19 protein-coding genes are annotated in these 21,613 nt (G+C 59.0%); 16 read left to right on the plus strand and 3 right to left on the minus strand.

The window, feature by feature from the left end; all coding sequences use genetic code 11:
• The first annotated feature begins 1 nt into the window (after position 1).
• From C7H09_RS05665 to C7H09_RS05695, 7 genes are all read left to right on the plus strand, one after another.
• The gene (locus C7H09_RS05665; protein WP_106761637.1) at positions 2-868 is read left to right on the plus strand and encodes an energy transducer TonB; all 867 of its coding nucleotides are present in this window, start codon (positions 2-4) and stop codon (positions 866-868) included.
• Entirely contained in the window at positions 865-1,431 is a 567-nt protein-coding gene (locus C7H09_RS05670) for a YqgE/AlgH family protein (protein ID WP_206074276.1), read from the plus strand. The genes C7H09_RS05665 and C7H09_RS05670 overlap by 4 nt, the downstream gene beginning before the upstream one ends.
• The gene (gene ruvX / locus C7H09_RS05675; RefSeq protein ID WP_106761638.1) at positions 1,424-1,864 is read left to right on the plus strand and encodes a Holliday junction resolvase RuvX; all 441 of its coding nucleotides are present in this window, start codon (positions 1,424-1,426) and stop codon (positions 1,862-1,864) included. Before C7H09_RS05670 ends, ruvX begins: the two co-directional genes overlap by 8 nt.
• A gap of 10 nt (positions 1,865-1,874) precedes the next feature.
• Positions 1,875-2,384, plus strand: a complete 510-nt coding sequence (pyrR, locus tag C7H09_RS05680; protein ID WP_106761672.1) for a bifunctional pyr operon transcriptional regulator/uracil phosphoribosyltransferase PyrR — start codon at positions 1,875-1,877, stop codon at positions 2,382-2,384.
• Between the two features lie 27 nt (positions 2,385-2,411).
• On the plus strand, positions 2,412-3,431 hold the full coding sequence (locus C7H09_RS05685; protein WP_106761639.1) for an aspartate carbamoyltransferase catalytic subunit: 1,020 nt from the start codon (positions 2,412-2,414) through the stop codon (positions 3,429-3,431).
• Positions 3,428-4,723 carry a dihydroorotase gene (locus tag C7H09_RS05690; protein WP_106761640.1) on the plus strand — a complete coding sequence of 432 codons (1,296 nt, stop codon included), beginning with the start codon at positions 3,428-3,430 and terminating at the stop codon, positions 4,721-4,723. The genes C7H09_RS05685 and C7H09_RS05690 overlap by 4 nt, the downstream gene beginning before the upstream one ends.
• Positions 4,724-4,934: 211 nt before the next feature.
• Entirely contained in the window at positions 4,935-5,954 is a 1,020-nt protein-coding gene (locus C7H09_RS05695; RefSeq protein ID WP_106761641.1) for a putative solute-binding protein, read from the plus strand.
• Between the two features lie 39 nt (positions 5,955-5,993).
• On the opposite strand, the gene C7H09_RS05700 is transcribed toward C7H09_RS05695, so the two are convergent.
• On the minus strand, positions 5,994-6,266 hold the full coding sequence (locus C7H09_RS05700; RefSeq protein ID WP_106761642.1) for an HU family DNA-binding protein: 273 nt from the start codon (positions 6,264-6,266) through the stop codon (positions 5,994-5,996).
• Between the two features lie 264 nt (positions 6,267-6,530).
• Between C7H09_RS05700 and C7H09_RS05705 the strand changes: the two genes are divergently transcribed.
• Entirely contained in the window at positions 6,531-7,583 is a 1,053-nt protein-coding gene (locus tag C7H09_RS05705) for a hypothetical protein (protein ID WP_106761643.1), read from the plus strand.
• Positions 7,584-7,609: 26 nt separating this feature from the next.
• Positions 7,610-9,676 carry a TRAP transporter large permease subunit gene (locus tag C7H09_RS05710; RefSeq protein WP_106761644.1) on the plus strand — a complete coding sequence of 689 codons (2,067 nt, stop codon included), beginning with the start codon at positions 7,610-7,612 and terminating at the stop codon, positions 9,674-9,676.
• A gap of 26 nt (positions 9,677-9,702) precedes the next feature.
• On the opposite strand, the gene C7H09_RS05715 is transcribed toward C7H09_RS05710, so the two are convergent.
• Both C7H09_RS05715 and C7H09_RS05720 read right to left on the minus strand, forming a co-directional pair.
• Positions 9,703-11,589, minus strand: a complete 1,887-nt coding sequence (locus C7H09_RS05715) for a serine/threonine-protein kinase (RefSeq protein WP_106761645.1) — start codon at positions 11,587-11,589, stop codon at positions 9,703-9,705.
• Positions 11,590-11,591: 2 nt separating this feature from the next.
• Entirely contained in the window at positions 11,592-11,882 is a 291-nt protein-coding gene (locus C7H09_RS05720) for a PAAR domain-containing protein (protein WP_106761646.1), read from the minus strand.
• Between the two features lie 290 nt (positions 11,883-12,172).
• Here C7H09_RS05720 and tagH point away from each other — a divergent pair, with 290 nt between their 5' ends.
• Genes tagH through C7H09_RS05755 form a run of 7 tightly spaced genes read left to right on the plus strand, consistent with a single transcriptional unit; the run spans position 12,173 to position 21,607 of the window.
• The gene (tagH, locus tag C7H09_RS05725; RefSeq protein ID WP_106761647.1) at positions 12,173-13,438 is read left to right on the plus strand and encodes a type VI secretion system-associated FHA domain protein TagH; all 1,266 of its coding nucleotides are present in this window, start codon (positions 12,173-12,175) and stop codon (positions 13,436-13,438) included.
• Positions 13,439-13,442: 4 nt separating this feature from the next.
• A complete protein-coding gene (gene tssJ / locus C7H09_RS05730; RefSeq protein ID WP_165794791.1) occupies positions 13,443-13,898 on the plus strand; it encodes a type VI secretion system lipoprotein TssJ in 456 nt (151 codons plus the stop codon).
• Positions 13,899-13,950: 52 nt separating this feature from the next.
• Positions 13,951-15,273: a type VI secretion system baseplate subunit TssK gene (gene tssK, locus C7H09_RS05735; RefSeq protein WP_106761649.1), complete on the plus strand. Its 1,323-nt coding sequence runs from the start codon at positions 13,951-13,953 to the stop codon at positions 15,271-15,273.
• Between the two features lie 29 nt (positions 15,274-15,302).
• Positions 15,303-16,592, plus strand: a complete 1,290-nt coding sequence (gene tssL, locus C7H09_RS05740; RefSeq protein WP_106761650.1) for a type VI secretion system protein TssL, long form — start codon at positions 15,303-15,305, stop codon at positions 16,590-16,592.
• A 31-nt stretch (positions 16,593-16,623) separates the two neighbouring features.
• Positions 16,624-20,133, plus strand: a complete 3,510-nt coding sequence (gene tssM, locus C7H09_RS05745) for a type VI secretion system membrane subunit TssM (protein WP_106761651.1) — start codon at positions 16,624-16,626, stop codon at positions 20,131-20,133.
• A 15-nt stretch (positions 20,134-20,148) separates the two neighbouring features.
• Complete coding sequence (gene tagF / locus C7H09_RS05750; protein WP_106761652.1) at positions 20,149-20,826, plus strand: type VI secretion system-associated protein TagF; 678 nt, start codon at positions 20,149-20,151, stop codon at positions 20,824-20,826.
• A 1-nt stretch (position 20,827) separates the two neighbouring features.
• The gene (locus tag C7H09_RS05755) at positions 20,828-21,607 is read left to right on the plus strand and encodes a PP2C family protein-serine/threonine phosphatase (protein ID WP_106761653.1); all 780 of its coding nucleotides are present in this window, start codon (positions 20,828-20,830) and stop codon (positions 21,605-21,607) included.
• Positions 21,608-21,613: the final 6 nt, after the last annotated feature.

The following is a 21,613-nucleotide window of genomic DNA, read 5'->3' on the forward strand; positions in this document are numbered from 1 at the left end:
TATGGCAACCCAGGTAAGCGATTTCGACCGGTTTTCCTTCACCCTGTTCATGGCGCTGGCGGTTCATGCCATCGTGGTGCTGGGAATTACCTTTGCACCGGAGTCGCCGCAGTCGTCGGCACAGACGATGGAAATTACGCTGTCCCGGTTCGATGATGAGAAGGCCCCGGACAAGGCTGATTTTGTGGCCCAGACCAATCAGCAGGGCAGTGGTACCGAAGAAGAGGCCATGGAAATGACTTCTCCCAATCCGGCTGAGATCAGTCAGTCGGAAATGGTGCAGGTGCAGCCAGAGCCCCAGACTACGGTGCAGCCGCGGCCCCGGCAACAGACCGAGGTAATCCAGACGCAGAGCCAGGCCCGGCGCCAGGTGCCGGAGCCGGAACAGCGCACTGCCCCCGAACAGGAAAACCTGCCCCGCGCCGAAAAGCAGAGCCTGATGGAGCGCAGTCTCGAAATTGCCAGCCTGGAAGCCCGCTTTGATGCCCAGCAGCGGGCCTATGCCCGCAAGCCCAGGGTGATGCGGGTAACCGCAGCCTCTACCCTGAAGTCCAGCAATGCCTGGTATGTGCAGAATTGGGTTACCAAGGTCACCCGGGTGGGCAACATCAATTATCCGACCGAAGCGCGGCAGGCGGGCATTTACGGTACTTTGCGAATGCTGGTTTCCCTGCAGAAAGATGGCACAATCAAGGAAGTGGCGGTTCTTCAGTCTTCCGGAAGCCGGGTGCTGGACGATGCCGCTATCCGAATCGTGCGTATGGCAGCGCCCTTTGCGCCCTTCCCGGAAGAAATGCGTAAAGAGGTGGACGAGCTGGAGATCATACGCACCTGGTCGTTCCAGCAGCGGGGGCTAACATCCGGATGACAAAACAACAGGAAGCACCGGCCAGTTTGAGGCACCATTTTCTGGTGGCTTCACCCTGGCTGGAAGATCCGCGGTTTCACGGTGGTGTTATCTATCTGTGCGAGCACTCCGATGAAGGCGCTCTGGGGTTGATGATCAACCAGCCGCTGGACATTCATCTGGGGGAAATACTCGAGCAGTTGGACATGCACGGTGGCGAGCTGGATTTGCCGGTGTACTGCGGCGGCCCGGTGCAACCGGAGCGGGGGTTTGTGCTGCATTCGCCGGAACGGCAATGGCAGAATACTGCCCAGGTGACAGACGAGGTGTTGTTGACCACATCGCGGGATGTGCTGGAAAGCATCGGCCGGGACGAGGGGCCCGAGTCCTATATCGTGGCGCTGGGCTACTCCGGCTGGAGCGAGGGCCAGCTCGAAGACGAGTTGGGTAGCAACGCCTGGTTAACCTGCCCTGCCACCACCGACATTCTGTTCCGTACGCCGCCCGATAAACGTTACACCGCTGTGCTTGGTCTGATGGGCATTGATCTGAACCAATTGAGTGACTCTATAGGCCATGCCTGAACCTGGAAACCGGCGTATTCTGGCGTTTGATTTTGGTACCCGGCGCATGGGCGTGGCCACCGGGCAGGAGATGCTGGGCAGCGGGCAGCCGCTGGCCATGTTACCGGCCAGAGATGGCATCCCGGACTGGTCGGATATCCAGCAGTTGCTGGCAGAGTGGCAGCCTGATGTTGTGCTGGTGGGCCTGCCACTGAATATGGATGGCAGCGAGAACGACATGTGTGCCCGGGCCCGGAAATTCGGCAAGCGCCTGCACGGGCGCTACCACGTGGCGGTGGAGATGGTGGACGAGCGCCTGACTAGCTTCGAGGCAAAAGGCGATGTGCTCTCGGCCGGTGGCAGCCGGGATTTTGGCCGTGATGGCGTGGATGACCGCGCGGCGGTACTGATACTGGAAACCTGGTGCCGGGAACAAACCGGTGGATCTGCTTGATGAGGCTTCAATGACCGTATTGCTGGAGATGAATGAGCTGCTCGATACGCTGGAAGGCGGGCTGCGAGGTGTGCTGGAAGCACGGGGCATCGACAACCCGGTGCTGATCGGTATTCGTACCGGAGGTGTCTGGGTGGCAGAGGCTCTGGGCAAGCGGCTGGGGCTGAGCGAGCCCTATGGCGCGCTGGACATCTCGTTTTACCGGGATGATTTCAGCCGTATTGGCCTGAACCCGACCGTGACCCCGTCCAGCCTTCCGTTTGATACCGAAGGCCGGGATATTATTCTGGTCGATGACGTGATCATGAGCGGGCGTACCATCCGGGCCGCAATGAACGAATTGTTCGATTATGGCCGCCCGGCCAGTATCATACTGGCGACTCTGATTGACCTTGGCGCCCGGGAGTTGCCCATTCAGCCCGATGCGGCCGGTCAGACGCTGGCACTGGCCCCCCGCCAGCGGGTGAAATTGCGTGGCCCCGAGCCCCTGACCATCGAGCTGCAGGAATCCGGACAGTAAAATTTCCTAATTGAAAACAGGCGAACCATGACCGCAAATGACCCTTCCCCGACCCATCTGCAGCTGACCCGGGATGGTCAGCTGCGGCATTTCCTGACGCTTGATGGCCTGGAGCGGCCGCTGCTGACCGATATTCTTGATACTGCCGACTCTTTTATCGAGGTGGGCGAGCGCAGCATCAAGAAAGTTCCCCTGCTGCGTGGCCGAACCGTCGTTAACCTGTTCTTCGAATCCAGTACCCGCACACGAAGCACGTTTGAGCTGGCCGCCAAGCGCCTGTCGGCAGACGTGCTCAACCTCGATATTTCCACATCGGCTACGTCCAAGGGCGAGACCCTGTCTGACACCCTGCTTAACCTCGAGGCCATGGCCAGCGATATGTTTGTGGTTCGCCACTCGCAGAGCGGCGCTCCCCATTTCATTGCAGAGAGCGTGACCCCAGGTGTGGCCATTATCAACGCGGGTGACGGCCGCCACGCCCATCCCACCCAGGCGATGCTGGATATGCTGACCATTCGCCAGCGCAAGGGCCGGTTTGAAGGTTTGAAAGTGGCGATTGTTGGTGATGTGCTGCATTCCCGGGTGGCCCGTTCCCAGATCCGGGCGTTGAACGAACTGGGCGCGGAGGAGGTTCGGGTGATTGCGCCGGGAACCCTGTTACCCCTCGATGTGGAGGATCTGGGCTGTACTGTGGAATACGATATGGCCCGGGGGATGAAAGACTTGGATGTAGTGATCATGCTGCGTCTGCAGAAAGAGCGGATGGAGGGCGCCCTGCTGCCGAGCGAACGGGAATTTTACCGGCTCTACGGGTTGAGCCAGGAGAAATTGTCCCTGGCCAGGCCCGACTGCATTGTTATGCACCCGGGGCCAATCAACCGGGGGGTGGAGATTGAATCAGCAGTGGCCGACGGCCCCCAGTCAGTGATTCTGAATCAGGTAACCAACGGCATTGCTATTCGAATGGCGGTTATGTCCATGGCCATGGGTGGGCAGATGGCGGAGCGTCAGCAAAAGCTGGCTGGGCAACAGGAGGGGCGGGCATGAGCGCGAAAGAACAGCGGGCAGGTATTGCCCTGACGATAACCGGTGGCCAGCTTTACGACAGTGAGCGTGGTCTGGTTGACAACCCGGGCCTGCTGATCCGCGATGGCCGGATAGCCGCCTTGGGTGCGGGTATTCACGAGGCGGGCGACACTCTGGACGCTGGCGGCCAGATTATTGCGCCTGGTTTCATCGATCTTTGTTGCAATCTGCGGGAGCCGGGTAACGGCCAGAAGGGCAATATCAGGTCGGAAACCCGAGCAGCGGCCCGTGGAGGTTTTTCCACCGTGTGCGCATCGCCGGAAACGTCACCAGTAAACGATTCCAGCGCCGTCACCAATCTCATTCTGGACGGTGCAGAGGCCCGAGGTGCAGTGAGGGTTCTGCCTATCGGTGCCATCACCCGGGGGCTTGAGGGGGAACTCCTCAGCGATATGGCCGGGCTGAAAGCTTCGGGCTGCGTGGCCGTTGGCAATGGCTCCCGCGGCGTGCGCAACGCCCGGATTCTGCGCCGCTGCATGGCCTATGCGAAAACCTTTGATCTGACGGTGATGTTCAGCCCGGAGAACAGTTCCCTGGCGGCAGATGGTTACGCCCACGATGGACAGGTAACCACCCGGCTGGGCATGCTGGGCATTCCTGAAGTGGCAGAAACGGCTGCGGTTATGGAAATGCTGTTGCTGGCGGAGGAAACCGGTGTTCACCTCCACCTGAGCCAGATATCCTGCGCCCGAAGTGTCGATATGATTGCCAATGCCCGAGCGCGGGGTGTGCCGGTGACGGCTGATGTGGCCATGCACCAGTTGTGTTTCACCGAGTCGGCACTGGCTGGCTTCGACAGCCGTTTCCACGTGCGGCCACCGCTGCGATCCGAGGCCGACCGCCAGGCTCTGCTCGCCGGTGTTCGGGCAGGCACGATCGCGGCGATTGCCAGCCAGCATCTGCCCCATGATTCGGCTGCGAAACAAGCGCCGCTGCCCGCGACGGAGCCTGGGTTGTCGAGCATCGAGACGGTGCTCTCTCTCGGGCTGGAGCTGGTTCAGCGTGGTGAGTTGGCACTTGCTGACCTGTTGCGCTCCCTGACGTCTGGTCCGGCAGGCATTCTTGGCCGCGAGGCGGACATCCGGGAAGGCGCTCCGGCCGACCTGTGCCTTTTTGATCCGCAAGCGCGATGGCAACCGTCGGCGGAAAGCCTGTTGTCGGTGGGTAAGCATGCTCCGGTTATCGGCCGGGCATTACCCGGGGTGGTGACCCTGACCCTGGTAGAAGGGCAGCCCGCCTGGCGCAGTGCCTGAGCCAGCACAAAAATGCGGCAGGGGTTGTCCAACCCCTGTCGACATCATCACAGAATCCGCCCCTGGCACTGAAATTTCTTGAAAACCGGCACCTGAGCCAACGTATCCTGTCGTCTGAACCCTGAGTATTCAGGATCATCCCGGAACAACGGGGTATCGGTCGATCCTGTACAGTATCACCGGCCCGACAATAACAATCAGGAGCCATGCCGTGCCAACCATCCGCCTTCTCCGCCCGCTTACGCTGCTGGCCACACTTTGCGCCAGTCTGGTGTTACCTTCCGTGTCTGTTGCCCAGGGCGATATTCTGGAGCGCAGCTTTTGTGTGTTTGATCCGGTCGGTGCCAGCGGGCCGCTGTTCGCCATTACCCGGGAGTTTCAGCCAGTGGCCCTGAAACAGGGTATCAGGCTCGACTTGAGAGCGTATACCGATGAAAAAGTAGCCGCGGAGGATTTCAAGGCAGGGCAGTGTGATGCGGTACTGCTTACAGGGACACGGGCCAGGGAGTTCAATAAGTTTACCGGAAGCCTTGAAGCAATGGGCGCGGTGCCGGGCGAGCAGGAGATGCGACTGCTTTACAACACCCTGAGCCAGCCCAAGGCCCGGCCTTTTTTGATTGACGGCCCCTACGAAGTGGCGGGCGTGTTTCCGGCGGGTGCGATTTACCTCTATACCCGGGATCGGGCGATCGATTCTGTCGACAAGTTGCAGGGCAAGCGAATTGCCACGCTGGACTACGACAGTGCCTCGGTGCGTATGGTGCGCCATGTGGGGGCGTCTGTGGTGGGCTCCAACTCCGCCAATTTTGCCGGAAAGTTTAATAACGGCAGTGTGGATCTGGCTTACGCGCCTGCGGTCGCATATCAGCCTCTGGAGTTGTACAAGGGCGTGAATACCCGGGGTGGCGTGTTCAAATACGCCATTGCCTATATGAATTTCCAGGTGATTCTGCACCGGGATCGCTTTCCGGATGCCGCCGGGCAGATGGTTCGTGATGAATCCATCAAGCGCATCGATCAGGCATACGACATTATTGCCGAAGCCGAGGCTGGGATTCCGGAGAGCGTCTGGATGCATCCGCCCGGGGAGGATGTGGCCGAGTACGATAAAATGCTCCGCCAGGTTCGGTTGTCGCTGTTGGAAGAGGGCGTATACGACGAACGGGCCATACGGCTGATGAAAGCCACCCGATGCCGGACAGACGGCACCCGCCCGGAATGTGCATCCTGATGACCTTGCCGGCCTGCGTTCTGCAGACCGGCGGCTCGATCAGTCCAGCGCTTCCCTGAAAGCCTTGCCCGGCTTGAAGCCGACGGTTTTGCTGGCTGGAATTTGAATGGCAGCCCCGGTCTGGGGATTGCGCCCGCTTCGTGCTTCTCTGCTGCGAATGTTGAACGTTCCGAAGCCGATCAGGCTCACGTCTTCGCCACGGGCTGCGGCCGCGGATATCTGATCGGTGAAGGCGTTGATGATTTCTCCGGCTTTGTCCCGGCTGAGCCCGGTCTGGCTGGCTATGGCGGCGGCAAGTTCAGGTTTTCTCATGGGCTTACTCCCGATAGACGGTTCTGTTGTTATTCAGAGCCTGCCGCTGCGTGCGATATTCGGCCCTGGCATCCGGCACTGGCTCCAGCAATCTATAGTGGCTTTACTTCCGCAACGCAACCCGGACTGACACTGCCTTTGCGGGCGATGTCTCATAAACCTGAGCCCAAGTTGGCCATAATAGAGCCCGCTTACAAAAGGTAACATTCGGCCGCTGCGCCCGGCTGTTACCCCTCTACGACAACAAAAAACGGGTAAGACACTATGACAGGCTGGCGAGGAAACGCGCGCATCAGCTCAGGGCTTCGGGGCACTTTGGCAACGGTTTTTGCCAGTGTGGCACTGGCCGGTTGTGGCGCCATGAACCAGATGCTCTACAAAACAACAGGCGATGTGATGCAGGGTTTTTCCCGGGATCATACCGTGCCGTATCTGCTGCAGACCGACGATCTTGCCATGGGCTGTTCCATGAGTGAAGCCACCGCCCCCCTCCTGATGTCGTTCGGGCGGGTTACCAGCGAGCCCGACCAGTTGGCCGTTATGCTGTATCTCTCATCCGGCACCTGTGCCGAAGAGCAGGCCAGAGAGCACGAGTTGCAGGCGTTGTCGGCGATGCATGCCATGCAGGCAACCGCCGCAGAGGATGCATACATCCGGCAAAAGCGGGCCCATGCACTGGCAGCCCGCCGTTATCTGAAAGGCTGGCAGCATCACAACCGGTTTTACGGCAACCCTGATAGCAGCGAATGCCCGGATTTTGACGATGACCTGGACGAATTTATGTATATGGCGGGTCTGCTGTCCGGCTTGCAGGCGCTGAATGCTCAGATCCAGTCCACCAGTTCTGAAGGCGTTCCATTCAATACCGGGTCGGTGGTTGGTCGCGCTGCCCGTTGCCTCGACAACAAGAAGTGGTGGGGGGCTCCGATGGCGCTGAGAGCGGCAGTCTGGTCGATGGTGCCCGGCACCCAGCCTCAGGGTGAGGATGCGTTTGAGCGCCTGGATATTGCTGCTGGCCAGGGTAAGGCTGCGGGTGTGCGCCTTGGTCATGTGTTCCAGGCTATTGCCGCCCTGAACAAAAGTGATGAGCCTCTGGTGAAGTCGGTTATCCGGGATCACGCGGCGTCTCTGGATCAGCAACCTGCAGACCCGCAGTGGCGGTTCGTCGATGCCATGGCAACCAATATGCTGGTGGCCATATCCGACCGGCTCTGGGTGGAACATACCGGGCATAGAACGCCAATGGGTCAGTTCGGAAGCTTCTGGGATGACTCGCAGGCACCGGTTGAAACCATGGATCTGGACGATCTGTTGTAAATTCTCAGGCACTGGAGTATTGCCTCATGATTCAGGGTAGGGTGCATCGCACTGGCCTGGAGTGGTTGTCGTCTCTGCCAGCCTGCCTGTTGTTGCTGGCCGTGGTGTTGTTTTCCACCAGCAGTGACATCCATAACCAGATGCTACAGGCCGGAGAACAGCTCTGGAGTGGCTATTACAAGCTGCGAATGGATCCGGAGGTGCCGGAGTGCAATCCGAACCGGGATGTAGATGCAGAGGTTGCGCGTGAGTTGGCACTCGCGCCCCCGGCAAACGACCCCATGGCGGCGTTGTTGGGCGAGTACGATAAAGATCCGGCTGAAGTGCGGGTGGCTGTCGAGCGTGCGCTGGCAGATTGCCGGGCAGCCCATGTGGGTTATCAGCAATTGCAGGGCAGCCTGACGCCCGGAGTCAGGATCTATCGGTCTCTGGAGCTCTTTGTGGCCGACCTGATCTCATTTGGCTTGACGGCACAGCGATATCTGCTGGTGATCCTGGTTATGCTCTGTGCGGTGACGGCAACGCTGACGCGCCACCATATAGCCATGCGCGCCATGGAAACCCGTCTGGATCATGTGGTATCCCATACCCTGCAGACGATCGCCAATGCGATGTTGTTTGCTTCGTCGGTGATTTTCCGCCAGTCCAGTCTGGCGAGCAGCACCACGGTTTCGGCCGGGGAACTGCTGCTGCATAACTTCTGGATTACCGGGTTTGCATGTTTGACCCTGGCCAGCCTGTTTCGGCTGTTCCGGGCGCCAGCGGGGCTGAAAGCGGGCGGCAACCCTGCCCAAGCGCTCCTGGCTGTGCCTTTGTATACCGTTATGTGCCTGATATCCGGCACCTATTTTGCGCTGATTGGCCACTCGTCCGGCATTGGTATATATCTGGGCAAGATGATGGAGCTGTCTGACATGTTTCTCAATGTTGGCCTCTATGTCTGGGTTGGTATGATGCTGAAACAGACCCGGGTAGCGACCCTGGTCTTTAATGTTTTCCGCCCCTGGCGCATGCCGCCGGAGCTGCTGGCGGTGGTTGCGGTGCTGGTGGCGGCAGTGCCCACCGCCTATACCGGAGCATCCGGTATCTTTGTGATCGCGGCCGGGGCGGTGATTTACAGTGAGCTGCGGGCTGCCGGTGCCCGCCGGCATCTGGCGCTGGCGGCAACGGCGATGTCCGGATCTCTGGGTGTGGTATTGCGGCCTTGCCTGCTGGTGGTGGTGATTGCCTACCTGAACCGGGAGGTAACCACCGACGAGTTATTTGCCTGGGGCGGCTGGGTATTCGTGCTGACGGCTACCCTGTTTGCCGCTGTTGCCCTGGTGTGCAACCGCCAAAGCCCACTTAATCTGGCGCCTGCCGCTGAGGCCTTTCCCGCCTCGGTGCGGGCGCTTCGTCCATTAGCGCCCTATCTCGCGGTTGGTTTTGCCGTGGTACTGTTCTACCGCTATGCCCTTAACGTTGCGATGGATGAGTTTTCAGCACCCCGGTTATTGCCCGTAATCATGCTGGCGATTTTGTTATACGAACATATCAGCCTGCGCAAGGGCAAAGGCGGGGCGTCGGGTGAGCTGGACCATCCAGGGCTGGAGCAAAGCGTCCGCCGCGCCACCAATGATACGACGGCAGAAATTGGAGCGCTGTTGCTGTTGCTGGGATTGTCTGTAAGCCTGGGCGGTGTCATCGAGCGGGCTCATATCATGGATGCGTTCCCGCAGGCGTTCGACAGTGCCTGGACTGCCATGCTGCTGATGGTTCTGATCCTGGTGGTGCTGGGTATGATTATGGATGCGTTCGGGGCGGTGATCCTGGTTACTGCAACGGTAGCCGGTATTGCCTACGCCAGTGGCATTCATCCGATTCACTTCTGGATGGTCACCCTGGTGGCCTTCGAGCTGGGTTACCTGAGCCCGCCTGTTGCCCTCAACCACCTGCTTACCCGGCAGGTGGTGGGGGAGGCCGAGGTGCTTGCGGCCCAGCAGGAACCGGGCAACTTTTACCAGCGCCACGAACGGATCATCATGCCGCTGATTGCCATGGGGATGGCGCTGGTACTGGTTGCGTTCGGTCCCCTGCTGTTCTACGCGATGTAACCGTATGCCACGCCGGTAGCCCGGGCTTATCGCATCAGTACAGTGGCTCGCTTCAACAGGGGCTGCGCCCGGCTGGTGCGGTTTCTGGCGAGCAGGGTATCGGCCATGGCCAGATAGGATTCAGCCAGTCGCCGCTCTGCCGCCACGACTTCTTCGAACTCTTCCGGAAGCTGTTTTTTCAGTGCCTGAATGTCGTCGAATACCTTATCCAACTGTGAGCTGGAACGGGCGCCTTCGATGCTTTCCGACCACTGGCTGAATTTACGCGCGTAAAATGCCAGTGCCGCTTCTCTGGGGAAGGGTTGCAACCCATCTTCTTTGGCGGTTTCCCGGTACCGCGCCAGGGCGCTGGCTGCATCTTTGAGCTTTTCAAGCTCCAGGCGCTGTTCGTCGGTTTCTGTCACCTGGGCAAAAAACCGGTTGCCTATGGTTAGCAGGTGCGCTTGCCGGGGAGCATCGAATGCATCGAGTGCATTGCCAACCCGTTTCATGTAACCGGCGATGGCGGTGTCGGATGGCCGGGATAGCTGGCCGCCCAGAAATTCCAGATTCTGCGCCAGTTTCAGCAGTGTCCCGGATTCTTCCGCATTCGTGTAGTTGCCCTGTGTCAGGGTGGAGTTGATCTCTTTGTCCAGCGCCTGCTGCAAAGCGATCTGGCGATCTTCAATTCGGGCCTTCACCCTGCGCAGTTCTGCATCCCTGGGAAACAGGGTCAGCGCGCTACGGATGTCATCCAGAGCTTGGGGAATGTTTGGCAGGCCATTGTCTGCATCTGGCTTGAGTGCCTGGTCGATCTGGTTCAGGTAATGGCTCACCAGCGATTCCTGGCGGAGTTTCAGCAAGCCCGCCCGCTCGATTTCAGGCTGCTGCTGAACCTCTTGCAGCAGCTGTGCGGGGGGGACATCTTTCAGTGAAGCAAGGTATGCCTGCTGCTGTGAGAGGTCATTCATGGACTGCCTGGCCAGCCCGGCTTCGGCCAGGCTGCTTTGCCAGGCCATGGCAGCGGCAGAGAGCGCGCCTACCGTCAGCGTAATCTGGGCGGCTGTTGCCCAGGGCAGGGGGGTAATAGCCCGCTTGAACCGGTCGATAGACAGGGTGTTCTGGTTGCCCAACAGCTGTTGTTTCAGGCTCAGCCAGACTTTCAGAGGCATATTGCCGGGCCGCGACACGCGGGCTGCCTGCCGTTGCTCTTTGGTCAGTGATTGCCGGTTGAACGGATGCTGAGCGCTCAGCAGCTCATAGCAAATACAGGCCAGAGCAAAGACGTCCGCTTTGCTGGTGGGCTCTTTGTCGTCTGCCAGTTCCGGCAGGGAGTACGCCGGGGTATAGCCGTACACCGACGTTTCGTCCCGCGCCGGGCTGAGGAAGTCTTCCTGAAGCGGATCTGTGAGCACCCTTGACACGCCAAAATCCAGCAGTTTGATCTGCCCGGTGCGGGTAAAGAATATATTGGAGGGCTTGAGATCCGCGTGTACGACACTGTGCTTGTGGGCATAAGTCAGGGCGGCAAGAATTTGCTCGATGATTTCCCGAACCCCTTTCCACTTCAGCCCGTTTGGCCGCGAGCGCTGAATCATCCGGCTCAGGGGTTCGCCTTCCAGCAGCTCCATCACCATGAAGCAGGTGTCGCCATCTTGCTGCAGATCCAGCACCCGAATGATGTTGGGATGACTCAGCCTCCGGGTTTTGGCGACTTCCCGGGCCAGAACTCCCAGGGTTCCCTCCTGATTCAGCATGTCCGGCTTGAGAATTTTGATGGCTACCTGGCAGTCGCTGGCACCGGCGGACTCCAACTGGATATCCACCGCGCGATAGACATCGCTCATGCCCCCCGAGGCAATCAGCGCTTCGATCCGATAGCGATCATTGAGGATCTCGCCGATCCACTTATGCTTGCTCGCTTTTTCAGACATTATCAGCCCCCCACCAGCACGGTTGGGTTGCCGACAACGATCTCGCCACCGTGTTCGGTGAGGTCGCCCACCCGGGCAACCGGCAGTCCGTTGGCAAACACCGTGGCCGACCCCTGAACAATGGTGTCGGGAGGGCCAACACACACCAGCTTGTCAGTCATTCTGGCGACGGGTTGGCCACCGGTGAAAACGTTAGGAGAGGCTGCCAGAGTAGGGCCTCCAACGTGCGGCACAGGGCCGTTGAAGGCGGGGCAACGATGGAAGGCCCCGAGAAAAGCAATTGGCTTGCTCATGTGCAATGCGTCCCTGAAAAATCGGCTGTCCGTAGGTGTTACCGGGCAGAATGTTCTGCCATCCGACTAGTCAGGTCAACCCCTCGCTGTGGACGAAGTCTTAAATATTGACAATGTCGTTTGACGAAAATTGACAGTTCAGGGTTGCTTGCATAGTATCTTGCCCGAGATTGCTGACGCTCCGGAGAGGGGCATTTCCTCGGCAATTTCGGGTTTTCACACATTGAGTCCAGGGAACAGGAGAGTGGGATCGGCGTCGATTGCCCGGTTCCTGGCGCACAGGGAAGAGTATGGCAATGCTGCTAGAACTCAACATCACCAGTTACCAGAGGCTTTCGCCCAGTGTGTCGGGCCGTAAACTGATCGAGCCCGGTCAGGTGGTAACGGTGGGCCGTTCCCCGGATTGCCACTGGCACTTGCCGGATCCCTCCCGTGTTCTCTCCTCCAGCCATGCCGAGTTCCGGCTGGATGGTAATCGTTTCGTTGTAGCCGATACCTCAACCAATGGCTTGTTCCTGAACGGAAGCCAGACACCGGTTGGGCGCGACAATATGGCCGAACTTGCAGACGGCGACGTTCTGCGCTTGGGGGACTTCGAGCTTTCGGTCACTGTTCGATCAAGCCATGAATCACCCGCCTCTTCCGTGGCCGAATCTGCTTCAGTGGCCGACTCTGCACCCGACCTTCCGGCAGCGGGCCTGGCCCCAGTGGCGAGCCCGGCGATGATGAGCGAGCCGGTTCAGCCTGAAGCGGCAGCCATTCCGGAGTCACCGACAAGGGTGTCCGGTAACGACTTCCGGGATTTTCTTGGCGCCGGGCTCGGCGAGCGGGTGATGGAAGACAGTCATGTCTCGCTGCCAGAGCCTGAAATCCCCGGAGAATGGAACTGGGGAGCCCCCGTAGCACCTGCCGACCGACAGGAACCTCGCCATCCAACCTCTTATGCGGATCCGGTTATGCCGGAACAGGCAGCGGCCAGGGGCAGCGATACCGAGTTGCTATCGGCGATATTTGAAGGGCTTGGGCTGCATGCAGAACGAGTAGAAGATGCCGGGCCGGAATTCGGTCGTCAGCTCGGCGCGCTTACCCGTGTTCTGCTGGATCGTCTGTTGGACCTGATGCATGTCCGGGCACGGCAGAAACAGCAGCTCCGGGTTGCGCAGACGCTGTTTCAGCGCAGTGAGAACAATCCTCTGAAATTCTCCGCCACACCCCAGGATGCCATAGACAGCCTGTTACTGCGCCCCCATGGGGCAAACCTGGGGCCGATAGATTCGGTGAATCGCGCCTTCGACGATCTGTTCTCCCATGAGCAGGCGCTGCTCAAGGGTGTTGAAGCCGTGGTTCAGGACATTCTGGCGGATCCGCCGGAAGTAAAGGATGCAATTGGAGTGAAAGGTGTTTTCGGTCGCCGTAAAGCGATTGAAACAATGCAGCGGCATCGTTCCTGGCAGAAAGAACAATACGGCAGCAACGACCGAATGCTGAGAAGCGATGTCTTTATCGAAGCCTATGAAGAGGCTGCCGACGGCAACAGCGAATCCGGGGGAGCATGATCAGATGATTCGGGCAGTAGTAGCGTTAACGCTTGTGCTGATGTTGGGTGGCTGCGTGGTTGCAAACGCAATTGTTGACCCCTACACCGATCTTAACTTCAAAGCGTACGGCAATATCAATCCGGACGACAGTGGCCGTTCTTCGCCGCTGGTTGTGCGGGTGTACGAGCTGAATTCCGCTGCGGCCTTCAAAGATGCCGGTTTCTTCGAACTCTACGACAATGCTCCGGAGGTTCTCGGGGAAACGCTGCTGGGTACAACAGAGCTGATTGTTCGCCCGGGGCGCGGGCGTAATCAGATGATGCGCTTGCACCACAATACCACCCACCTGGGCATTATCGGAGCGTTCCGTGATATCGACAACGCCGAGTGGAAACTCACGCTGGTTGCGAACCCGCGCGACTACAAAAACCGTGATATCAGGATTGATAGCCGCTCAATTTCACGGGACGAGAGCTGACTCGGATAGCAACGTCATCTTGCCAGTTCATGAACAAGGGATGCAGTAAATCATGGATCGAATAGCCAAAGTTGCCTGGTCGGAAGGTATGTTGCTCCGGCCCCAGCACTTCCAGCAGCAGGACCGGTTCCTGTATCAGGCAGCGCGCAATCGTCATGCGCGAACCGCCATTCACGGTTACGGTATTTCCCACCTCGAACTGGATGCTCAGGCCCTGGGCCTGAGCCAGGTATCACTGGTGAAGGTGGCCGGTATCTTCCCGGATGGCATGCCCTTCAGCTTTGACCAGACCGAAAAGCTGGTTCTTGAGGTTCCGAAAGACGCCCGTGATGAGCTGGTGTATCTGGTGTTGCCCATGGAAAAACTGGCGGGCACCAATGTTGCCGCAGATGCGGGGACTCAGGGTGCCCGGTATCGTTTTGAGGAAGTCAGCCTGCTGGACGACTCGGCAGACGATGGTGAGGAAGAGCTGTTGGGGCTGGCCAACCTCAACCCCCGGCTCAAGCTGGGCCGCGATGATCTGGCAGGGTTCGTTTATCTGGCGGTCGCCAGAATTGTTGAGGTTGTGAATGAAAAAGAGGTCAAACTTGACCGTGGTTTCATTCCTCCAACCCTCGACGTTGATGCCATTGCCCCGCTCGCCTCGTTCCTGCGCGAAATACTGGGCATGGTTAAGCAGCGGGCCAAGGCACTGGCCGTGCGCATGCAAAAGGGCGCAGAGCAGTCCTCAACCCTGTTTGACGTGCTGATGCTGCAGACCCTGAATCGCTGGCAGCCCATGCTCGAGCACTTGAAAGCCTCGCCGCAGGTGCACCCCGAACGTTTTTACGAGCTTGCGGTTACCCTGACCGGAGAGCTGGCGTTGTTTACCCGGGCTGACAAGATGGTTCCTGATCTTCCCGGCTATCGTCATGACCAGCTTACCGAGACCTTCGGTGATCTGGCCGCTCTGTTGAGCCAGTCTCTCAGTACCGTGCTGGAGCAGACCGCGATTGCCCTGAAGCTGGAAAACGCCCAGTACGGCATCCGGGTTGCGCCGCTGCCCGACAGCAGTGTTCTGGAGTCATCCCAGTTCGTGCTGGCGGTCAAGGCGGATCTGCCAACCGAGGATATTCGCCGTCGCCTGCCTGCCCAGATCAAGCTTGGTGCCGTGGAACACATCCGGGATCTGGTCAACAACCACTTGCCCGGCATACCCGTCAGTGCCTTGCCGGTGGCGCCCCGGCAGATTCCTTATCACGCCGGGTATCACTACTTCCTGCTTGATGGAAGCAGTGAGCGTTGGCAGCACCTCCGGCAGAGTGGCGGGCTGGCAATTCATGTGTCCGGTAACTATCCGGGCCTGGAACTCGAGCTCTGGTCGGTGCGGCAATAGCCCGCCCGTGATACTGCAGGGATTGCATCATGAACGATAGCACCATTCTCAAACCCCGCCCCGGAGCGCGCCAGGCCGCTGGTCCGGCTCCCGCCGCATCACCCCGGCCAGTGGATCAGACCGTTGTGGCCTCGGCGCCGCAGGCAGCATCCGGATACAGCCGTTTCAAACTACCGGAAACCCGCCTTGGGCCGGTGTGTGACAATGCGTCGAAACTGCTGTCTCTTGCGGTTCGCCTGCCGGATGCCGAGCAGGTGGAGGATGTGGCTGAGCTGCGCCGGCAATGCGTGGAGCTGGTGCGAGAGTACCAGGCCAACCTTAAGGCTGCCGGGCAAACCTCCGAGACGGTTGAAACAGCGTCTTACTGCGTCTGCGCGTTGATTGATGAGATTGTACTCAACAGCAACTGGGGCGAGAGCGGCTACTGGGCGGCGCACTCTCTGTTGTCCGAGTTTCACTCCCAGACCTGGTCCGGCGCTTATTTCTTTGATCTGGTTGCGGCAGCCCGGCGCACAGCGCACACCGATGTTCTGATGCTTCAGTACCTGTGTTTGTCGCTGGGATTCAAAGGCAAGTACCGTGTTGAGGCCCGGGGCCAGGAAGATCTCGAAACCTTGCGGGATTGCCTCTATCACGAAATCAGCAGTGCGCGTGGCACCCTGGGTACGCCTTTCGAAAAGAGCTGGGAGCAGAAAATACTGTCGGGTCCCGGTGTTGCCCGGGGGTTGCCGGTCTGGGTGGGGGCAGCGGTTGCCGCCATGGTGTTGATGATCTTCTACATGGGCTTCTCTCACCGGCTGGATGCCAACGCGGAACCGGTACTCCGCGCCATGTCTGCGCTGGCGATGCCGGAAGTCCAGAAAGCCTCGGGTACGGCAGATCCCGGCCAGGCCAATTACCTTCGACGTGTGTTGCAAACCGAGATCGACAAAGGCCTGGTGGCGTTGGACACCACCGATGATGGCCGGGTGACGCTGAGCATCGGGAACGAATCCCTGTTCGGCTCCGGTGCGGCCCTTCTTCGGGAAGACATTCGCCCCCTGATGAGCAAGATTGCCCGGGCACTGGAGTCGACCACAGGCGCCATTATGGTGGTTGGCCATACCGACAGCCAGCCGATAGCGACCAGTCAGTACCCTTCCAACTGGCACCTGTCTCTGGCGCGGGCGACGTCGGTATCAGACGAATTGGCGGGTTCGGCGGCTTTGAAAGGCCGCTTGTGGCCGGAGGGCCGTGGCGATACCGAGCCGAGATTCGATAATTCATCTGCTGAGAATCGGGCCCGTAACCGGCGGGTCGAAATCAGCCTGATTCCCTGAAAACGGACTTACGAGTACTTGAGGTAAATACATGGCATGGATTCGCCGGATGCTGTCCCGGATTACATTGAGAGCCGTATTCGTTGTATTCGGGTTCGTTGCACTTGCCGTATTGGTCTGGTTCGGAGGGCCGTTCCTTGCCATCGCTGACTGGAAACCGCTGGCTTCGGGTATAGCGCGGGTCTCGTTTCTGCTGACCCTGATCATCGTGTATCTGGCACTGGAGCTCTGGCGGTCGCGTAAGGAGCGGCGGGATAACGAGCGGGTGGTCGAAGAAATGATGGCTACCGACGAAGGCGATGAGCTGCTTCAGGAAGAACTCGAGACCCAGCGAAGTAACATGCGCAAGGCACTTGCGCTGGTTAAGAAGTGGAAGTCTGGCCGTTTCAGTTCGGTGTATCAGTTGCCCTGGTACATGATTGTCGGCGCCCCTGGCTCCGGAAAATCGACAGCCCTGCTTAACTCCGGCCTGGAATTCCCCCTGAAAAGCGAGATGGGTCTTGATCCGGTTAAAGGCCTGGGAGGGACGCGCTATTGTGACTGGTGGTTCACCAATCGTGCGGTAATCATTGATACTGCCGGGCGTTATACCACCCAGGAAGCTGGCGACAAGCGCGATGCCAAGGGCTGGAACTCGTTTCTGGGGCTGCTCAAGAAGTATCGTTCCCGACAGCCGATCAATGGCGTTATTGTCGCGGTCAGCGTGGCAGATTTGCTGGAGCAGACGCCGACGGAGCAGGCGATACATGCAAGAGCCATCAAGCAACGGGTGCAGGAGCTTCGAAACCGGCTTGGGGTGGTGTTTCCTGTTTATGTCATGCTGACCAAATTCGACTTGCTGGAGGGTTTCGTTGATACCTTCGGTATGCTTTCAGAGCAGGAGCGTGAAGAGGTTCTGGGTATCACCTTTGACCTCGACACCGTGCGCGATGCAGAGAAACTGCCGAAGATCTTCGAGCAGGAATTCGATCAGCTGCTTAACCGTCTCAGCGGCTTCCTGCTGCACCGCTTGAAGCAGGAAAGGGCTCCCGCTACCCGGCACAGAATCTACGAGTTTCCTAAACAGGTGGCTTTGTTGCGAACGCCTCTGTGGAATCTGGTTAAAGACGTGTTCTTCCCTTCCGCGTACGAGGAAGTGCCGTTGCTCCGGGGGGTGTACCTGGTTTCGTCTGAGCAGGGGCAGGCGGGCTATGACAAAGTCTCCGGCATTGTCGACCAGCAATTCCGCTTGCGCTCCCCCAAAGCCTCCCGCGATACCCGGAGCCTGCCCAGTGGAGGGTTTTTCCAGCATAAACTCTTTGATCGGATCATTTTTTCCGAGCATGGCCTGGCCGTTACCGACAGTGGCAAGGCCCGCCAGCGGATGCTGGTTCGCCGGTTCGCGTTTTCTGCGATGGCGGTTCTGACGCTGGCGCTATCGGTGACCTGGTACACCGACTACGCCCGGGCCAGAGACCTGATTGCAGGTTTTGAAACCCGTGCGGACGGGCTCAGGGATACCCTGCAGCGGGTGCCAAAAGATGCAGACTGGCTGGCCATGGAAACGGTGCTTAATGAATCCTCGGAGCTTACTGGTGCGGCCCGGGAGCCCCGTCAGCATGGCATTTCCTCTCTTGGTTATTTCCAGCTGGAGGCCCTGCAGCAGGCGGCTTTGGGAGTGCATGGCCGGGTGTTGCAGTATCGCCTGGCAACCACACTTCAGGACACCCTGGAAGCCGATATCCAGCAACACCTGGATAACCCCGAGTATCTGTATGAAGCACTGAAAAGTTACCTGATGTTGGGTGACCGGAGCCGCTTCGACAGGGATCAGGTAACGCTGTGGCTCTCGTTCATGCTACAGAACCAGCTTCCCGGTGAAATCAACCGGCCGCAGAGGGAATCTCTGCTGGGGCACCTCGAGAGTTATCTCGCGCTTGAACAGCCCCTGCGAGTTACCCCGGGGCTGGTTGAAGTGGCACGCAATGAGCTGACCTCTGTCCCCTTGTCCGAGCGCGCCTATCAGCGCATTCGCCTGGATGCCCAGGCGGCGGGCCTGCCGGAATTCCGGCTACCCATGGTTCTGGGAACGGTCGCGGCAGAAGTGTTTGAACGCCGTTCTGGCCGGAGCCTGCACGATGGCATTCCCGCACTGTATACCAAAGCTGGCTATCAAGGGGTGTTCGAGCCCGAGCGTGACCAGATCGTCAGTCATCTTCTGGAAGATTCCTGGGTTTACGGGGAAGATTCGGCGGCTTACCGCAACCTCGATGAAGAGCGCATCAAGGCGTTGGTCGAGGATCATTATTTCCGTGACTATGTGCATGCCTGGGATTCGTTAATGTCGGATCTCAAGATCCGCTCATTCCAGAGCCCGGATCAGGGGCGTTATCTGACCAGCCTGATCAGCGGGCCGGATGCGCCTCTGAACCGCCTGGTGTCTGCTGTTAAATACAATACCCAACTGGCAGTGGCACCAGACAAGACCTCAGAAGCCGCTGATGCGGCCAAAGGCCAGGCAGTGCGGGAGGTGACTCGGAACAGCCGTGCGCTGGATCGCCTGAACCGCATTCTTCCACTGGCCGGGGAGGAGCCGGTAGAGACCACCATGGTGGACGATGCGTTCAAGGTGCTGCACAACATCAAGGAAGAAACTTTCCAATCGTTGCAGGACAGCGCACGAATCATGTCCCGGTATTTTGCCGAGCAGTCGGGTGGTAGCAATCGGTTCCAGACTGTATCCCGAAGCGACTTCAACACTGCTGTAACCAGCTTCTATGCCACTGTGGGTAATACCCAGTCGGATCACCTGGATTCGATTGTGGCTGACTTTGCGCGCGAATCCCGAGGTCTGGTGCGATCTTCTGCAACTCAGAAAATTAATGGTTTGTGGCGCAATCAGGTTTACCGTGAGTTTCAATCTGCGCTGGCCGGACTTTACCCTCTTGACCCGGAAGCCAGCGAGGAAGTGGGGCTGGCGGATTTCAGCCAGTTCTTTGGCCATGGCGGCACCATTGATACCTTTTTCAATAGCTATCTGGCCGATCACGTTGATACCTCCACCAACCCCTGGAAACTGTCAACGGATCTCAATATCCGCCGTGACAGCCTGAGGTTTTTCCAGAGAGCCAACCGAATCCGAAATGCCTTCTTCGAGGACGGCACCAAGAATCTGAAGGTGTCTTACGCGGTGCAGCCGGTATACCTGGATAACCGTGTGACCCAGTTCAGCGTGGAAGCCGGTGGTTCTGAAATGGTGTATCGCCATGGGCCTGCGCGCAAACACCACTTTGAGTGGCCCGGTGAAAACCCGGGCCTGGTGCGAATTGCCGTGAACCCGGGCTCCACCACCGATGCAGTGGTTCAGCGTAACTTTCCGGGTGACTGGGGGCTGTTCAGAATGCTGAAAGCCTACGATGGCGTACAGGGAGATGGCCGTGACCTTACCCTGGAAATCATGCTCAGTGACTATCTGGCCCGTTTGCGCATCGAGCCTGCCTCAGTGCGGCATCCGTTCGCAGAAGGTCTGATCGAAAACTTCACCCTGCCGGCCAGGCTGTAATCAGGAGACAAGGTCATGTGGGGTTATATGGGCAAGGTGCCCGCCAGAGGAGACTTTGTGGCTGCGGATATACGGCCGGAAGTGCGCGATCTGTTTTTCGAGTGGTTTCAGGGTGCCCTGGCGGTCAGCCGGGATCAGCTTGCGGACGCGTGGATGGACGCTTACCTGACATCTCCGATCTGGCATTTCTCTGCCTCACCGGGCGGCATTCTTGATACGGGCCTGGTGGGCACGTTGATTCCGTCTGTGGATCGGGTAGGCCGGCACTTTCCGTTTCTGGTGGTCAGGGAGTTTGGCGGGCAGGGACTGGATGGCTGGCGCGACCCTCAGTGGGCGTCCGCTATGGAAGACTGCATTCTGGCGGTACTCGAAGATGACTGGCGCGAAGAAACCTGGCGTCAGCAACTGATGGCTTTGCAGGCACCAGAGCCCACCCGTGCACGTATGCACTGGCCCAAGGCCGACGGCAATCTGGTGCTGTCGACCGCCAGTAGCGAAGCCGATTGGCTGGAGGCCATGCTTCGCAAGGACAATCGCACTGTTATCTGGTGGACCCAGGGCTCTGCCTTTGTGGAGCCGGTCACTCTGCTAACCGAGGGGCTACCGAAGATCGGGCAGTTTGTGTCCATGATGGTTGGCCAGTGGAGTAATCACGGCTGGCTCGAGGCAGCGGTTGTCGGGGAGCAGGCTTGATATGCGCTTTTCATCCGCAGAGTTTACAGACATCGGAGCTGTTCGGGATCACAACGAAGACGCCTTCCTGGCCTTTCCTGAGGGCGCACTTTGGGTTGTGGCCGACGGCATGGGTGGGCACCAGGCTGGTGAAGTTGCCAGTGCCCTGATCTGTGACACCGTCAGTTCGGAGTGGCACCGTTACGGGGGGAGTCTGGATAACCTCCAGCTTCGGGCAGCTTTCGAGCTTGCCAACCGCCGCATTCGACAATATGGCGAAGAAACGTTGCCGGGGGCCACGCTGGGCTCGACCATGGTCGCGCTGAATATTACCGATGGCCGCTATTGCGTGCACTGGATCGGTGACAGCCGTGCCTACCTTTTGCGAAACGGCCGGTTGCGATGCTTATCCAGAGATCACAGCCAGGTGGCAGAGTTGGTTGAGCAGGGTCTGTTGTCGGAGGAAGAGGCTGAGACACACCCGTTGTCGAATGTGATTACCCGTGCGCTTGGTGTCGAGGCGGAACCCCGGATCGACCAGGTGGAGGGGAACGTTGAGCCCGGTGACCGGTTCTTGTTGTGCAGTGATGGCATCAGCCGCGAATTCGCCCTGCGCGAACTGGAAGTGTTGCTGTCGGATGAGCCGATCGAGGATATCAGCAGGGCCCTGCGGCATGCCGCGCTGGTCAAGGGCTGCCGTGACAATATCACATCGGTCATTGTACAGATTGATCAGGCCGCCGCCGGGCAAGTCCGGGGCAGTAGCGATTCAACTCTTCCGGTGCGGCAATGGGTTCAGTAATGGAAG

Origin of the sequence: Marinobacter fuscus (assembly GCF_003007675.1) — a bacterium.
In the GTDB taxonomy this organism is placed as follows: Bacteria; Pseudomonadota; Gammaproteobacteria; order Pseudomonadales; family Oleiphilaceae; genus Marinobacter; species Marinobacter fuscus.

Coding starts and splice junctions, on each gene's coding strand:
- C7H09_RS05665 (WP_106761637.1), top strand. CDS start 2: ATGGCAACCCAGGTAAGCGATTTCGACCGGTTTTCCTTCACCCTGTTC.
- C7H09_RS05670 (WP_206074276.1), top strand. CDS start 865: ATGACAAAACAACAGGAAGCACCGGCCAGTTTGAGGCACCATTTTCTG.
- ruvX (WP_106761638.1), top strand. CDS start 1,424: ATGCCTGAACCTGGAAACCGGCGTATTCTGGCGTTTGATTTTGGTACC.
- pyrR (WP_106761672.1), top strand. CDS start 1,875: ATGACCGTATTGCTGGAGATGAATGAGCTGCTCGATACGCTGGAAGGC.
- C7H09_RS05685 (WP_106761639.1), top strand. CDS start 2,412: ATGACCGCAAATGACCCTTCCCCGACCCATCTGCAGCTGACCCGGGAT.
- C7H09_RS05690 (WP_106761640.1), top strand. CDS start 3,428: ATGAGCGCGAAAGAACAGCGGGCAGGTATTGCCCTGACGATAACCGGT.
- C7H09_RS05700 (WP_106761642.1), bottom strand. CDS start 6,266: ATGAGAAAACCTGAACTTGCCGCCGCCATAGCCAGCCAGACCGGGCTC.
- C7H09_RS05705 (WP_106761643.1), top strand. CDS start 6,531: ATGACAGGCTGGCGAGGAAACGCGCGCATCAGCTCAGGGCTTCGGGGC.
- C7H09_RS05710 (WP_106761644.1), top strand. CDS start 7,610: ATGATTCAGGGTAGGGTGCATCGCACTGGCCTGGAGTGGTTGTCGTCT.
- C7H09_RS05715 (WP_106761645.1), bottom strand. CDS start 11,589: ATGTCTGAAAAAGCGAGCAAGCATAAGTGGATCGGCGAGATCCTCAAT.
- C7H09_RS05720 (WP_106761646.1), bottom strand. CDS start 11,882: ATGAGCAAGCCAATTGCTTTTCTCGGGGCCTTCCATCGTTGCCCCGCC.
- tagH (WP_106761647.1), top strand. CDS start 12,173: ATGGCAATGCTGCTAGAACTCAACATCACCAGTTACCAGAGGCTTTCG.
- tssJ (WP_165794791.1), top strand. CDS start 13,443: ATGATTCGGGCAGTAGTAGCGTTAACGCTTGTGCTGATGTTGGGTGGC.
- tssK (WP_106761649.1), top strand. CDS start 13,951: ATGGATCGAATAGCCAAAGTTGCCTGGTCGGAAGGTATGTTGCTCCGG.
- tssL (WP_106761650.1), top strand. CDS start 15,303: ATGAACGATAGCACCATTCTCAAACCCCGCCCCGGAGCGCGCCAGGCC.
- tssM (WP_106761651.1), top strand. CDS start 16,624: ATGGCATGGATTCGCCGGATGCTGTCCCGGATTACATTGAGAGCCGTA.
- tagF (WP_106761652.1), top strand. CDS start 20,149: ATGTGGGGTTATATGGGCAAGGTGCCCGCCAGAGGAGACTTTGTGGCT.
- C7H09_RS05755 (WP_106761653.1), top strand. CDS start 20,828: ATGCGCTTTTCATCCGCAGAGTTTACAGACATCGGAGCTGTTCGGGAT.